12 protein-coding genes are annotated in these 13759 nt (G+C 35.3%); 5 read left to right on the top strand and 7 right to left on the bottom strand.

Annotated elements, in window-relative coordinates; translation table 11 throughout:
* Positions 1-22: 22 nt before the first annotated feature.
* Positions 23-481 (bottom strand): low molecular weight protein-tyrosine-phosphatase, encoded by a 459-nt coding sequence (locus GJV76_RS08945; RefSeq protein WP_155092284.1) that lies wholly within the window; start codon positions 479-481, stop codon positions 23-25.
* Complete coding sequence (gene dnaA / locus GJV76_RS08940; RefSeq protein ID WP_155092283.1) at positions 481-1923, bottom strand: chromosomal replication initiator protein DnaA; 1443 nt, start codon at positions 1921-1923, stop codon at positions 481-483. Before dnaA ends, GJV76_RS08945 begins: the two co-directional genes overlap by 1 nt.
* A 185-nt stretch (positions 1924-2108) precedes the next feature.
* Between dnaA and GJV76_RS08935 the strand changes: the two genes are divergently transcribed.
* Entirely contained in the window at positions 2109-2510 is a 402-nt protein-coding gene (locus GJV76_RS08935; protein WP_155092282.1) for an acyl-CoA thioesterase, read from the top strand.
* 75 nt (positions 2511-2585) lie between these two features.
* Entirely contained in the window at positions 2586-3326 is a 741-nt protein-coding gene (locus tag GJV76_RS08930; RefSeq protein WP_155092281.1) for a hypothetical protein, read from the top strand.
* An 80-nt stretch (positions 3327-3406) separates the two neighbouring features.
* Here the strand turns inward: GJV76_RS08930 and GJV76_RS08925 are convergent, their stop codons facing one another.
* Entirely contained in the window at positions 3407-3979 is a 573-nt protein-coding gene (locus GJV76_RS08925) for a GNAT family N-acetyltransferase (RefSeq protein WP_155092280.1), read from the bottom strand.
* Between the two features lie 378 nt (positions 3980-4357).
* Between GJV76_RS08925 and GJV76_RS08920 the strand changes: the two genes are divergently transcribed.
* Positions 4358-4831, top strand: coding sequence for a DUF7832 domain-containing protein (locus GJV76_RS08920; protein ID WP_155092279.1), 474 nt, complete (start codon positions 4358-4360; stop codon positions 4829-4831).
* A gap of 75 nt (positions 4832-4906) precedes the next feature.
* Here GJV76_RS08920 and GJV76_RS08915 read toward each other — a convergent pair whose 3' ends face one another.
* Together GJV76_RS08915 and ribD are read right to left on the bottom strand one after the other, a co-directional pair.
* A complete protein-coding gene (locus GJV76_RS08915) occupies positions 4907-5533 on the bottom strand; it encodes an IMPACT family protein (protein ID WP_155092278.1) in 627 nt (208 codons plus the stop codon).
* A 1-nt stretch (position 5534) separates the two neighbouring features.
* The gene (gene ribD, locus GJV76_RS08910; protein ID WP_155092277.1) at positions 5535-6602 is read right to left on the bottom strand and encodes a bifunctional diaminohydroxyphosphoribosylaminopyrimidine deaminase/5-amino-6-(5-phosphoribosylamino)uracil reductase RibD; all 1068 of its coding nucleotides are present in this window, start codon (positions 6600-6602) and stop codon (positions 5535-5537) included.
* A 45-nt stretch (positions 6603-6647) separates the two neighbouring features.
* Here ribD and prmC point away from each other — a divergent pair, with 45 nt between their 5' ends.
* Both prmC and GJV76_RS08900 read left to right on the top strand, forming a co-directional pair.
* Positions 6648-7490, top strand: coding sequence for a peptide chain release factor N(5)-glutamine methyltransferase (prmC, locus tag GJV76_RS08905; RefSeq protein WP_155092276.1), 843 nt, complete (start codon positions 6648-6650; stop codon positions 7488-7490).
* Positions 7491-7632: 142 nt separating this feature from the next.
* Positions 7633-8127 carry a hypothetical protein gene (locus GJV76_RS08900; RefSeq protein WP_155092275.1) on the top strand — a complete coding sequence of 165 codons (495 nt, stop codon included), beginning with the start codon at positions 7633-7635 and terminating at the stop codon, positions 8125-8127.
* Between the two features lie 52 nt (positions 8128-8179).
* Here GJV76_RS08900 and GJV76_RS08895 read toward each other — a convergent pair whose 3' ends face one another.
* Positions 8180-9379 carry an efflux RND transporter periplasmic adaptor subunit gene (locus GJV76_RS08895; RefSeq protein ID WP_155092274.1) on the bottom strand — a complete coding sequence of 400 codons (1200 nt, stop codon included), beginning with the start codon at positions 9377-9379 and terminating at the stop codon, positions 8180-8182.
* Positions 9380-9395: 16 nt separating this feature from the next.
* Positions 9396-13739, bottom strand: coding sequence for a CusA/CzcA family heavy metal efflux RND transporter (locus GJV76_RS08890; RefSeq protein WP_155092273.1), 4344 nt, complete (start codon positions 13737-13739; stop codon positions 9396-9398).
* Positions 13740-13759 lie beyond the last annotated feature (20 nt).

Raw genomic sequence — 13759 nt, 5'->3', positions numbered from 1 at the left:
TTTCTTCCTTTTCTCTATATATCTAAGATCTTAAATCTTTGGCAATTACTTCACAAGTTTCATTTAGCATTCTAAATACGTTGTAAAAACCTCCTGGGCCTCCAAAATAAGGATCTGGAACTTCTTGGTTTTTACCTGGATTAAGCTCGTTTAAAATCAATTTGACCTTTGCTTTAGCCTGGTCATTTGGAGCAAGTTCAATTACATTGTCAAAGTTAGATTGATCCATTACATATATGCGGTCAAAAGTATCAAAATCTTCGACTGTAAACTGACGTGCTCTTTGATTTGTTAAATCAATATTGTAATTCTGTGCGACTTCAATTGATCTTGGGTCTGGTAATTGTCCTACATGCCAAGCGCCTGTACCGGCAGAGTCTACTAAGAAATCTTGCTTAGGAAGTTTTGATTGTAGTATTCCTTCTGCTAAAGGTGAGCGGCATATATTACCCAAACAAACCATCAAGATCTTTGCCTTCATTACATATTGAATTTCAAGTTGATATCGTCGTGGTATTTTTTGAATTCTTTATCTGTTTCAATTAGGTTGTCTATTGTCTTACAAGCGTGTAATACTGTAGCGTGATCACGACCACCAATTTGAGAACCTATACTCGCTAAAGAAGCTTTTGTATATTTTTTTGCAAAATACATCGCTAATTGTCTAGCTTGAGCAATATTTCTTTTTCGTGTTTTAGATCTAAGTGTATCAGTATCGATTTCAAAATAAGAAGATACAACTGTTTGAATAAAGTCAATTGATATCTCTCGTTTGACATTTTTAACGAATTTCTCAACCACTGAACGAGCAAGATCAAGAGTTACTTCGCGTTTGATGAAAGACGATTGAGCAATTAAAGAAATAATAGCTCCCTCTAATTCACGAATATTTGTTGATACGTTTTGTGCAACGTATTCAATGATTTCTTGAGGCATTTCTACACCATCTCTGAATAGGATACCTTCAACAATTTTTACTCTTGTCTCAAAATCAGGGTGTGATATCTCTGCAGATAATCCCCATTTAAAACGAGATAATAAACGTTGTTCTATATCTTGCATCTCAACAGGAGCTTTATCAGAAGTGATAATAACCTGTTTTCCATTTTGGTGTAAATAGTTAAAGATGTGGAAGAATACTTCTTGAGTACCAGTTTTTCCAGATAAGAATTGGATATCATCGACAATTAAAACATCAATTAATTGATAAAAGTAGATGAAGTCATTTCTTGTGTTTTTCTTGATAGAGTCAACAAATTGTTGAGTGAATATTTCTGCTGAAATATACAAAACAGTTTTGTCAGGATAAAGTTCCTTGATTTCAACACCAATAGCTTGTGCTAAGTGTGTTTTACCAAGACCAACACCTCCGAATATCAACAATGGGTTAAATGAAGTTCCTCCCGGTTTGTTAGCAACAGCTAAACCAGCTGAGCGCGCCAAACGGTTAGAGTCCCCCTCTAAGAAATTATCAAAAGAATAGTTTGAATTTAACTGAGATTCAATTTTAACATTGCGAATACCAGGTATAACAAAAGGATTCTTTAGTTCAGGGTTTTTGTTTTGAATTGGTACGTCTAATTCTTGTGGCTTAAGTGGACTTCTTTGAGCACTTGGTAATTGTTCTGTAAAAGGCTTCTTATTACTTTTTGTAGATTCCATTTGAATCTTGTATAGTAATTTCGCATCTGGTCCTAATTGCTTAGTCAGTGCTACTTTAAGAATTTTTACATAGTGCTCTTCTAACCACTCATAAAAGAATTTACTTGGTACTTGAATACACAAAGAATTTTCTTTGGTCAATTCAATTGCCTTAATAGGCATAAACCAAGTTGTAAAAGCTTGGTCTTGAATATTATCCTTTATGAATTCCAGACAATTGTTCCATACAGATTCAGCTGTCATGTTTGTATATTCACGCATTTTTGGTTAGAATTAAAAAACAGTTACTATTTTTGAGTGATTTATGGGGGTAGAAATCGCATTTGATTTCGATGACAAATATGTGAACAATTTTTGGGATAAAAAAACTTTTTAGGCATTGTAAAAACCAAAAAAAATTGGTAAGTACTTAAAATAAATAAATAAACAAGCAATCTAATTGATATATGAAAATATTTGATACAAACGTACGTGTACGCTACGCTGAGACTGATAAAATGGGTGTTGTATACCATGGAAATTACGCGCAATATTTTGAAATTGGGCGAGTTGAGTGGCTTCGGAACTTGGGAGTTTCTTACAGGAAAATGGAGGAGCTTGGAGTGATGCTTCCTGTGGTTAGTTTGTCAATGAATTACAAAAAAGGAGCTAAGTATGATGATAATCTTACAATTAGAACAATCTTTAAAAAAGCTACAGCGGTGAAGATCGAATTTGACTACGAATTGTACAATCAAGATGGCGAGTTATTAACAACGGCTAATTCGGTTTTAGTGTTTGTCAATATGCAAACTGGTCGTCCTTGTGCTGCACCTGATTATGTAAGTGAGCGAATAAAATTATTATAAAAACTACTATTTTTTTAATTTGTTTTTCATTCGCAATAAACGAAGTATTTAGTTATATTTACAAAAACAAACGATATGAGATCAGGAAAATGGCTACTTGTTGTAGCTACACTAATGGTTAGTTCTACTTATGCTCAGAAGAAAGCAATGATTGATGGGCGCGCTCGTCTTTTAGATGGTAGAAGTGTACCAGTTACAATTGAAAATAGAAGTAGTAAAGAAATAGCTGTTGTTGACCAAACAGGATATTATATGATTACGGCTCAAAAGGGCGATACGCTTCGTTTTACCAGTAAGTTTAGTGTAACGTCTGATTATGTAGTAGAGAAACAAGATATTAAAAAAGGCAGGGTGAATGTTGTTTTGGCTAAACCAGGACAAAATTTAGAGGAGATTATCATTATTAAAAAAGATTTTGGTCCTGACTTTTTTGGCAAGTCTGACGAACAAATTCTCTCACCAGCAGAGGCTAATTATTCACGTAGAAATACCCTTACAAGTGCTACCCCAACTGGAGGACTTGGTATTAGCGTGGATGCGTTGGTGAATCTTTTTTCAGGACAACGCAAAAAAGATAAAGAGGCTATTGTATATGAACGCTTAGAAATCATTGTTAAGGATTTTGTTGAGAAGTATCCAAAAGAAGATTTGACAAAAGATTTGAGTATCCCTTCAGAACAAGTTGATGCATTTTTATACTACTTGGCTGCTCAAGCTGATATACAAAAAATACCAGTTGATCGCTCAGAAGGATATCAATTGCTTTTAGCGCAATACTATGATGAGTTTTTAATCTTTACAGGTTTAAAACCATAAAAAATATAAAATACCACAAAAAAGAGAGCCTTTACAAAAGGCTCTTTTTTTTGTCTACAATGCGCGCTTGATTATTTTTATTAAAGTGTTTCTGATTCACTTAGTGGTTTATATTCAGTTTTTAGTTTAGAATATACTATTGAATCTTCCCATTTTCCATTTTTAAAGAAATGATTTCTTAATTGGCCTTCTTGTACAAAACCAAATTTCTCAATCAGTCTTAGTGAGGCTTCATTGTTTGGACCAATAAAAGCTTCAACTCTCTGTAAGTTCATTTTTTCAAAACCATAATCTAATACTCTAGTCAAGACTTCTGACATAACACCTTTTGCTTTATATGAATTATTATATAATGCGTAGCCAATTTCTGCTCTATCGTGCTCTAAATACCAGGTATGATAACCACAGTGACCTATTGCTCTATTGTTTTGCGTATCTGTGATAATAAACATAAGGTAGGATTTGTTGTAAGTTCTAAAACCATGTTCTGCTTTTCTGCGCTCCACTAGTATTTCCTCGGGGTCTATTCCTAAGCATTCTACTAATTGCTTGTCAGTAGCATTTTTAAGAAATTCTTGGTAATTATCTGGGGTTAATTTGTATAAGGTAAATCTTGGTGTGTGTAGTGATTCAAATATTGTTTTGTCAAACATGCGTGTTTATTTAAATAAATGTAATGCAAAAGTATCTATTTTAGAAGAAGTTTGTTATTATTCAAGTGTAATTACCTATTGAATTCTTACCAATAGCGTTTGTATAAATTATTCAAGGGATGTATACTTACGATATATATTTGTAATGGTTTTACATTCTATATCTCTTTTATAGAGATAATTAAAGGGAAAAGTTAATTAATGTTTACCAAATTATATAACTAGAACAAGCGATTAAGTAGCTACTTAATCGCTTGTTTACTTTTATACCTTGTCTGGTTATGTTGTTTTTTACAAGTGAGTTTTTGTGTAAAAAGACATTTTATAAATATCGCAATTATTGCTAAATTTGATTAAATCTAAGAAAATAGATAGCCTATGTCTAAGTATGACGATGCCTCTTGGCATTATGGAGGGGATTACCCTCAAGGATTAGCGGACGAGTGTGCTGCAACGCATATCGGGATGTTTTTAAAATGGTGTATTGAAAAGAAACTATATTCTCAGGAGTTGTTTGAGGATTCCGAGCAGGAGATTGAAGAATTGTTAGAAGGTGAATTAACAGGAGCAGAGTTTCTCTTGGAAGTTTGCGATGAAAAGTTTGTATCTTATGATTTAAATGAACAAGGAAATGCTTTTGCAAAAGCCTATTACGATGAGGATACAGCTTTTACTGCCAAGTATAATTCTTATTTGGAAGACTATACAAGCGTGTTTAATCAAAAAGCTCATCAAGCAAATCAACATTTTGATAGTATATATCATGTAGCTGACACACAGGAGAATTATTTATTAATTAAAACTGTTATTGACAAGCGATATATAGAATGGTTGGCTTATATGAGTGAGTAATCAATGTAAGATTATAGCTGGCTAAAACAAAAAGCAGAATTAACTCAGGTAGTTAGTTCTGCTTTTTGTTTTGCATTAGTAATCCTCATCTTCTGGTTCTATAACCTTTACTTCGTAAAATGGAACGAAAGCTTCTAAGGCTTGTTGGTATTCACTCTTTCGTATCGATAGCTCAATTTCGCAACTCATCTGCATGTTTTGAGCGATAATAGTAAGGTTTTTTTCTTTGATAACGCGCATTACATTATTCATGTCCTTGTATTGGAATCTAACCTTGAAGTTTTTATCAATTGTCTTTTCGATAATATCTGCTACTTCCATAGCCATTTGCGCCGTAGCTCTATAGGCAGTAATTAGTCCACCAACTCCGAGCTTGACTCCTCCAAAGTAGCGCACAACCACAATAAGGATATCCGTTACCTCAAAGGATTGTATTTGTCCATGTATAGGTGCTCCTGCTGTATTGCTGGGTTCTCCGTCATCGTTGGCGCGATAGTAAACTTGTTCTGCACCTAATTGAAAGGCATAACACCAATGTCGTGCATTGTAGTGCTCTTTTTTTATGCGCTCGAGAATTTCCTTTACCTGCTCTTCATTTTGAATAGGGAAGGCATACCCAAAGAACTTACTGTTTTTTTCCTTGTATAATACTTCTTGTGTCGGTTGACTTATTGTTTTATATGAATCAATTGTTTCACTCATTTTATCGGGTAACGATCTTTAGTGTATCACTTAGTATGTGATGTTGGTTTAATGTTTTAAAGGTGTTGAGCACAGGTGCTTTTATCCCTTGTTTTAAAGTAGCTTGTCCTACAAATATACGAGCTTCATCCCACAAATCACTGTCTATAAAAGATTGTAGGGTTTGTCTTCCTCCCTCTATTACTACTGAGAGTATATGGTGTTTGTACAAAATATGGCAAATTTGCTCAGGGAGATTCTCCTGAAAGTTTGCATATTCAAATATTGTGTTCCCTTGAGAGATCATTTCTTTATTTGCAGTTATGCAAATTGTCTTTACTTGATTATTTCTAATGGCAAACTGCTGGTCTATTTTTGCGGCTTTGTCGATGTATACGCGAATGGGGTTTTGCCCATACCAGTGCCTTGTTGTTAGCTCGGTATTGTCTGTTAAAACAGTATTAGTTCCAACAAGGAAAGCCATTTCTTCGCTTCTCCACTTGTGCACTAATTGTTTAGAATAAGTGTTTGAAATCCAAAAAGGACGTTGTTTCTCTTTGTATAAAGGTGCAATATACCCATCACTTGTTTGGGCCCATTTTAGAATAATATAAGGGCGTTTGTTTTGATGAAATGTAAAAAAGCGTTTATTGCTTTTTTGACAAGAATCTTCTAATACACCTACAGTGACTTCAACTCCTGCCTCTTTCATTTTTGCAATACCCTTTCCACAGACTTTAGCAAACGGGTCTACTGTGCCAATGACTACTCTGGGTATTTGTTTTTCGATAATTAAATCGCAACATGGAGGGGTTTTTCCAAAGTGACTGCAAGGTTCAAGACTAACATAGAGCGTACTTTCTTTAAGTAGCTGTTGGTTTTTAACCGAAGCAATTGCATTGGGTTCTGCGTGTGGTCCTCCGTACAAAGATGTAAACCCTTCGCCTATAATCTTGTCATTGTGGACAATAACTGCTCCGACACTCGGATTAGGCATTGCCGCATAGGTTCCTTGCTTGGCAAGTTGAATACATCTATAAATATATAATTCGTGTTTCTCCAAAATTGATAAAACTGTATCTTTGAGCAAATTTAAACTTTTTAGCTAAAACATATTTGTTTTTAGCCTTTTACTATGCAGATTAAGTTATTTAAACAGCAGTTTATAGAATCTCTCTCTACTTTGTATGATTTAAGTGAGGCAGAGCAGATGTTCTTCATTGCCTTAGATGAGATAGAGGGAAAATCGAGAATAGATTTGATTATGAATCCCGAGTTACAAACTCAGCAACAGGAGCGTTGGCAAAGTGTCTTACGAGATTTAATACAGGAAAAACCCATTCAATATATCTTTTCAAGGGCGTATTTTTACGGAATGACCTTTGAAGTGAATCAGTATACCTTGATTCCGCGAAGTGAAACTGAGGAGTTGGTAGAGTGGATTATCAATAGTGTAGCACAGGATAGGCAAGTCAGTATATTAGATATAGGAACGGGAAGTGGTTGTATTGGCATTACATTAGCAAGTGAATTGCCAAAGGCTAAGGTTACTTTGATGGATGTGTCAAAGCAGGCTTTAGATACCGCTAAAGCAAACGCAATTAGAAATGGCGTTAGTGTGCAAACCATTTTGCAAGATGTCTTGGCACTAGATAGACTTGAAGGTCAGTATGATATTATTGTATCAAATCCTCCTTATGTTCGAAACCTTGAAAAAGTTGAAATACGCAAGAATGTACTCGACTATGAACCTCACTTAGCGCTTTTTGTTAAAGATGAAGATCCTTTGATTTTTTACCGTAAAATCGCTCAGTTAGCCAATGATAATTTGGTTAAATCAGGTATGTTATTTTATGAGATAAACCAATACTTAGGACCAGAAACAGTAGACCTATTTAACAGTTTGCAGTTTGAGCAAATTGAGCTTCGAAAGGATATGGTTGGTAATGACCGCATGATTAAAGCAGTGAAGTATTAGTATTTTTTGTTAATAGTAGTAGAAATACATCTGATAAGTTAACAAGAGAGTCAAAAGCGAAGAAAAAAGTATAGCGTTATTTGTTGTGTATATTGACTTGTACATAAATATATCTACCTTTACTTTGTTAAACCAATAAACTATGAGTACACAGTATCAAATAAACGAAAGACAGTTATTGCTGAGAGTTAAAAAAGCACCTTTAGCAATACGAATTATCCTTTATGTCATTGCTATAGCAGGAATACTATTGCCAATAATCGCGACGGTAAGTGCTATATTGCTACCTACAACAACAATGTCCATAGTCAATATTATTGTCATGACTGCTTTATTGTTTATCAGTTTGTTTATTTTTAGATTGGCGATTTGGAATACAAAAGGGGAAGAAGAATTCTATTTTGCAGACGATCACGTATACTATCAAGCGAATTACGGTTGGTTTAAAGACAAGAGAAAACGCTATAATTTAACTGATAAGGCTATTTCCTTCGAGATCCGTTCAATTGGAAGTTCCGATGATCACAAGGGGGTTTTGCTGATGCAGTCTGGCACTAAATTATTTGGAAGTGCTGTTAAGGTACCTGTTGAAGATTTAAAGATTATAATTGCGCATATTAAGCAGTACTATAAATAGATAAAAATAAAGGTCGGATAATTCCGACCTTTATTTTTATAGTTGTTTTTAATTAGTGAGCATGACCTCCGCCACCTTCGTTTTTAATCAAGTGGCTTTGGATATAGTAAGCACCTTGGATAGCTATTTGCGCGTCACCTGGCAATTTTTCCATTAATGTTACTTGGGTATATCCCAATTCAGAAACTCCTGTTTTGACTTCTATACGCTGAAAGTGGAAGTGATCCGCCTTAAGTCCAGCTTCTTCTTGTTCAAGGACAAAGACAAATTCTCTACCATCCGCTTTTACAATAGCATCATTCGGTAAAGCATCAACCGTGCTTTCTCCGATGTGAATAAGTGCATTGACATATAATCCTGGGATTAGATTTTCGTTAATCTCATTGATGTTTGCGTGTACAATAACAGTTTTTGTACCAGCTTCAAAAGACTTTCCTATGCTGAAAATTGTAGCTGTAATCTCACTCTTGTTAATGTTAGTAAGATTAAATGATACTTTTTGGCCTACTTGAATATTAGGTAAATCCTTTTCATAAACCATAAGATCTAAGTGAATCTGGGAGTTATCCACAAGTGTAAATAGGGATTGCCCTTGGGAGATATTGCTTCCAATCTTAACAGGTATAGTAGCGATATTTCCTGAAATAGGCGCTAAGATACGCAGTGAAGTAGCTGAGGCTCCAGGTTGAAGGTTTACCAGCTTTAGTCTATTGCTCAAAGATTGGAACTTAGCACGTTCGATATTCAAATCTGATTTTGTTTTTTGATATACCTTTTCAGAGTTCACGTTTTCTGCTCTGAGTGTCTGTTGACGTTTATATTCGAGTTCTAAGTACTCTAAAGTATTTTTAGAGATTTGATATTCCTCTTGTAGCTGTATAAATTCAGGGCTATCAATTAAGGCAATGACTTGACCTTTTTTTACTTTATCTCCCAGGTTTACCATAATTTGAGTAACTGTACCACTTAAAAAAGAAGACACTTCAGCTTGACTTTGTGCAGGTAGTTCTGTTTGCCCATTCACGCGGATAATATCACTGAGGTTTTTCTTTTGCAGTGCTCCCAATTTTATATTAGCTGCTTTAAATTGTATCTGGTTTAGTTCTACCTCTTTATTTTGGGATTCTTCTTTCTTTGCAGAGGTTGATTCTTGATTGCTCTCGTGGTCTGTGTGGTCATCCTGAGTATTTCCCTTGCAGTTCCAAAGTGTAAAAGACAAGGCAAAAACTAAATATATAATTGATTTGTTCATATCGATTCGTTGTTGATTATTGATTGATTAAATAATGCAGGGTATTGTGGCTTAGGTTGTACTGGAGTAAAGCATCTAAGTAATTCATTTGAATCGTTAGTGCTGTTTCCACAGATTGTATGTATTCAACATAAGAGATATCTCCATTATTATAAGATTTCTTTGCGTGATCTTTGATAATCAAAGCATTCTTTAAAGCGTTTTCTTGGTAGTAATCAATCACGTTTTCCTGTGCTAAGATTATATCTAACTGTTGCTGTACTGTTTCGAGTAGTTGTTTGTGAATATAATCTTTTTGCATTGTAGCCATTTCTACTTGGTATTTCATCGCTTTGATTTTCGATTTTTGACTGCCAAAGAACAGTGGAATAGATACACCTACACTATAACTTGGCACGCGTAGTTCTTTTCCATAAGTGACTAATTCTCCTGCGCTGTTTGTGATAGTACCAGAGTCGGATTTTATATTGTATCCCAGCGTAATATCTGGAAGTAATGTCGATTTCTCTAATTTTCTATTAGCTTCAATACTTTCAATCTCTTTCTGGGCTAAAAGCAAAGTATTGTTCTGACTTAAGTCAAAAGAATCGTCTGGATTGTGTTTGTCGTACAATAGAGTAGATTCGGCAGGGACAAAGTCTTCATCTAGTTGCAATAGCGCTTTTAGTTTCGAGATTTGATTGTCAATCACTGTTTTATTTTGTGAGATTACAACGTTTAATTCTTGTTCTTTAGCAATAGCAACATTGCTTTCCATAAGTGTTGTCTCTCCAGTTTGATATCGAAGCTTTGCTGATTTAGAAAAATCTTTTAGCAGTTCACTTTGCTCTTGTAGGAGTTTGTTCTTTGTCATGGCGTAGAGCAAGTTCTCCCAAGCTTGTTTGACGGCATATTGTGTTGTAATCACAGTACCTTGTTGTTCGAGAACAGCTGTTTCGTAGGCTTTGTTTAAGACTTTCTTCTTTTTGCCATAGCTAAAAGGAGAAAAAGATTGAGAAATAGACAAAGTGATATCTTTTTTTTCTTTTGTATCTAAATAGCCAAAGCCTGTTTCAATGGATGTTTTTTCCAAGTCAAAGCTGGTACGAGTCATTTGTTTTTGAGCTTTTGTATTTAGCTCAGCAGCTAAAATAGACTTGTTGTTTTCAATGCTCAATGCAAGGGCTTGTTCCAAAGTCAGTTTTTGAATTGGTTGAGCTTGTATTGTCGTTCCAATTAAAAATAGAATGACAGTAGCAATTGTTTTTTTTCTGGAGAACTTGAATCCTTTTTCTTCGTAATAGTACAAGATAGGTAGCACAACTAAAGTAAGTATTGTAGCAGTGATTAATCCTCCTATAACCACTGTGGCTAACGGTTTTTGCACTTCAGCACCTGCACTTGTACTTAGTGCCATTGGTAAAAAGCCTAAGGATGCCACCAAAGCAGTAAGCAGTACTGGTCTAAGGCGCAGTTTAGTCCCTTCAATTATTCTTTCATATAATCCCATTCCATCTTCTTTTAAGTGATTAAATTGTCCAATTAACACAATACCATTGAGCACAGCTACACCAAAAAGTGCAATGAAACCTACACCAGCTGAAATACTAAAAGGCATATCTCTTAGGTATAAAGCAGCTACTCCGCCAATTGCAGATAGGGGGATAGCAGTGAAAATCATCAAGGATTGCTTTACTGATTTAAAGGTGAAGTACAATAAAATAAAGATTAAAGCTAATGCGATTGGTACTGCAATCATTAATCGATTGGTAGCTTCAACTAAGTTTTCAAATTGCCCTCCATAAGTAATATAATAGCCTTCAGGCAGTTTTAATTTTTGATCAAGGATAACTTGAATATCACTAACCACGCTTTTTACGTCGCGTTCGCGAACATTGAATCCAAGTACAATTCTCCTTCTACCTTCTTCTCGGCTGATTTGCTGTGGTCCATCTTCATAGTCTACTGTGGCAATTTGGCCCAATGGAATTTGTTGACCATCAGTAAGAGGAATAAAGATATTGCGCAAGTTTTCTATATCTGAACGATAGTCTTGATCAAGGCGTACTACAAGGTCGAATCTCTTTTCTCCTTCATAAACAACTCCAGCAGTCTCACCGGCAAATCCAGAGCGAACAATTTGACTGATATCCGAGATTTTTAATCCATATAAAGCTAATTTGTCCTTGTCATATTTTATAGATATTTGAGGTAGACCTGTTACTCGTTCTAACTTTGTACTGGCTACACCGGGCACATCGTTAATTAAAGTATTGATTTCATCTCCTATACTTGAGAGTCTGTCTAAGTCTTCTCCAAACACCTTAATGGCAACATCACTTCTTACTCCGGTCATCAGCTCATTGAAGCGCATTTGTATGGGTTGTGAAAACTCTGTGCTTACTCCAGGAATTTCCTCAAGAGCTTGTTCCATTAAGTCGATGAGTTCTTCTTTGGTTTTTGCGCTTGTCCATTGTTTCTTATCCTTTAGAATAATGATTACATCGGCAGCTTCCATTGGCATAGGGTCTGTTGGTATCTCAGCACTACCGATTTTTGAAACAACCATTTTTACTTCAGGGAATCGATCTAATAAAATCTTTTCTGCTTTGGTAGTGGTCTCAATTTCTTGAGATAGAGAACTACCTGATGATATAATCACGTGAGTAGCTAAGTCACCTTCATCTAAGGTTGGGATAAATTCTCCACCCATACGAGTGAAAAAGTATAAGGCAATGGCAAACAGACCAAATGCCAGTATTAGAACGAAGCGCTTTACTTTAAAGGCACTCTCCAGTACAGGTTTGTACCAACTGTATAATTTATCTATTAACTTATCGCTAAAGTTAGGTTTTTCTTTTCCTGCATGCTTAGATAAGAATACGGAAGATATCATAGGTACATAAGTAAGAGAAAGGATAAAGGCTCCAAGGATAGCAAATGAAACAGTCATTGCCATCGGGCCAAACATCTTTCCTTCGATTCCAGTTAGAGCTAAAATTGGCAAGTAAACTATTAAAATGATAATTTCTCCAAAAGAGGCACTGGTTCTAATTTTGGATGCAGCTGAATACACTTCGGTATTCATTTGATCTTGTGATAACCTTCGGTTTTTACCTGCGTGTAATCTATGGACAATGGCCTCGACGATAATTACTGCTCCGTCGACAATTAAACCAAAGTCAATTGCTCCTAAACTCATTAAGTTTCCGCTAACGCCAAATAGTTTCATCATGGAAATAGCAAATAGCAAAGCCAGGGGAATAACTGAAGCTACGATTAGACCAGCTCTCCAATTTCCAAGTAATAAGACAAGTACAAAGATTACGATTAGGGCACCCTCAATTAAATTTGTCTGAATGGTGCTTACTGTTTTTTCGATTAATCTGGTACGATCCAAGAAAGGCTCAATTCCCACACCTTCTGGAAGTGATTTTTCAATTTGCGTCATGCGCTCTTTGACAAGTTTTACAACCTCTTGCGTATTTGAATCTTTTAACATCATGACCATACCGCTCACATCTTCTCCTTTTCCATCTTTGGTCACTGCTCCATATCGAATGCTACTGCCGATACGCACATCTGCAACGTCTCTAATTAAAACGGGAGTACCGCTTATATTCTTGACGACAATTTTTTCGATATCCTCTAGGCTATTCACCATTCCTACACTTCGAATAAAGTAAGCATAAGGTTTTTTGTCAATGTATGCTCCACCTGTATTTTCGTTATTAGCCTCTAAGGCTTGGAATATTTCGATAATAGAAGTATCCATACTTCTTAGTCTATCAGGCTTTACAGCAATTTCATATTGCTTTAAATGACCGCCAAGTGTATTGACTTCAGCTACGCCTTTTACACCAATTAACTGAGGTTTAATAATCCAATCTTGAATGGTTCGAAGGTCCATACTATTGTATTTGTCTTCATATCCTTCTTTGGGAAATACAACATATTGATAGATTTCGCCTAGTCCTGTACTAACAGGAGCAAGTTCGGGTGCACCTACCCCTTTAGGAATTATTTCTTCTGCAGCTTTGAGTTTTTCAGAGATTTGAGCTCTTGCCCAATAAATGTCTGTTTTCTCTGTAAAAACAACAGTAACTACACTTAATCCAAAACGGCTAATGGAGCGTAATTCGGTAATGTTTGGTATTGGCTTAACGGCTTGTTCAATAGGGTAAGTAATGAACTGTTCTACTTCTTGGGTAGCTAGTGTAGGAGAAGTAGTGATTATTTGAACTTGATTATTGGTAATATCAGGTTGTGTATCCATAGGCAAATTCATCACTGAATAGATTCCCATCACGATGAGGCCTAAAGTGAGTATTCCTATAATGAATTTGTTTCGGATACTAAAATGTATGATTTTATCTAACATAGTAGCATAGTTTAATATAT

Source organism: Myroides albus, assembly GCF_009711045.1.
Lineage (GTDB): Bacteria > Bacteroidota > Bacteroidia > Flavobacteriales > Flavobacteriaceae > Flavobacterium > Flavobacterium album_A.
This window is presented reverse-complemented; position numbering and strand designations above follow the sequence as displayed.

Coding starts and splice junctions, on each gene's coding strand:
- GJV76_RS08945 (WP_155092284.1), bottom strand. CDS start 481: ATGAAGGCAAAGATCTTGATGGTTTGTTTGGGTAATATATGCCGCTCA.
- dnaA (WP_155092283.1), bottom strand. CDS start 1,923: ATGCGTGAATATACAAACATGACAGCTGAATCTGTATGGAACAATTGT.
- GJV76_RS08935 (WP_155092282.1), top strand. CDS start 2,109: ATGAAAATATTTGATACAAACGTACGTGTACGCTACGCTGAGACTGAT.
- GJV76_RS08930 (WP_155092281.1), top strand. CDS start 2,586: ATGAGATCAGGAAAATGGCTACTTGTTGTAGCTACACTAATGGTTAGT.
- GJV76_RS08925 (WP_155092280.1), bottom strand. CDS start 3,979: ATGTTTGACAAAACAATATTTGAATCACTACACACACCAAGATTTACC.
- GJV76_RS08920 (WP_155092279.1), top strand. CDS start 4,358: ATGTCTAAGTATGACGATGCCTCTTGGCATTATGGAGGGGATTACCCT.
- GJV76_RS08915 (WP_155092278.1), bottom strand. CDS start 5,533: ATGAGTGAAACAATTGATTCATATAAAACAATAAGTCAACCGACACAA.
- prmC (WP_155092276.1), top strand. CDS start 6,648: ATGCAGATTAAGTTATTTAAACAGCAGTTTATAGAATCTCTCTCTACT.
- GJV76_RS08900 (WP_155092275.1), top strand. CDS start 7,633: ATGAGTACACAGTATCAAATAAACGAAAGACAGTTATTGCTGAGAGTT.
- GJV76_RS08895 (WP_155092274.1), bottom strand. CDS start 9,379: ATGAACAAATCAATTATATATTTAGTTTTTGCCTTGTCTTTTACACTT.
- GJV76_RS08890 (WP_155092273.1), bottom strand. CDS start 13,739: ATGTTAGATAAAATCATACATTTTAGTATCCGAAACAAATTCATTATA.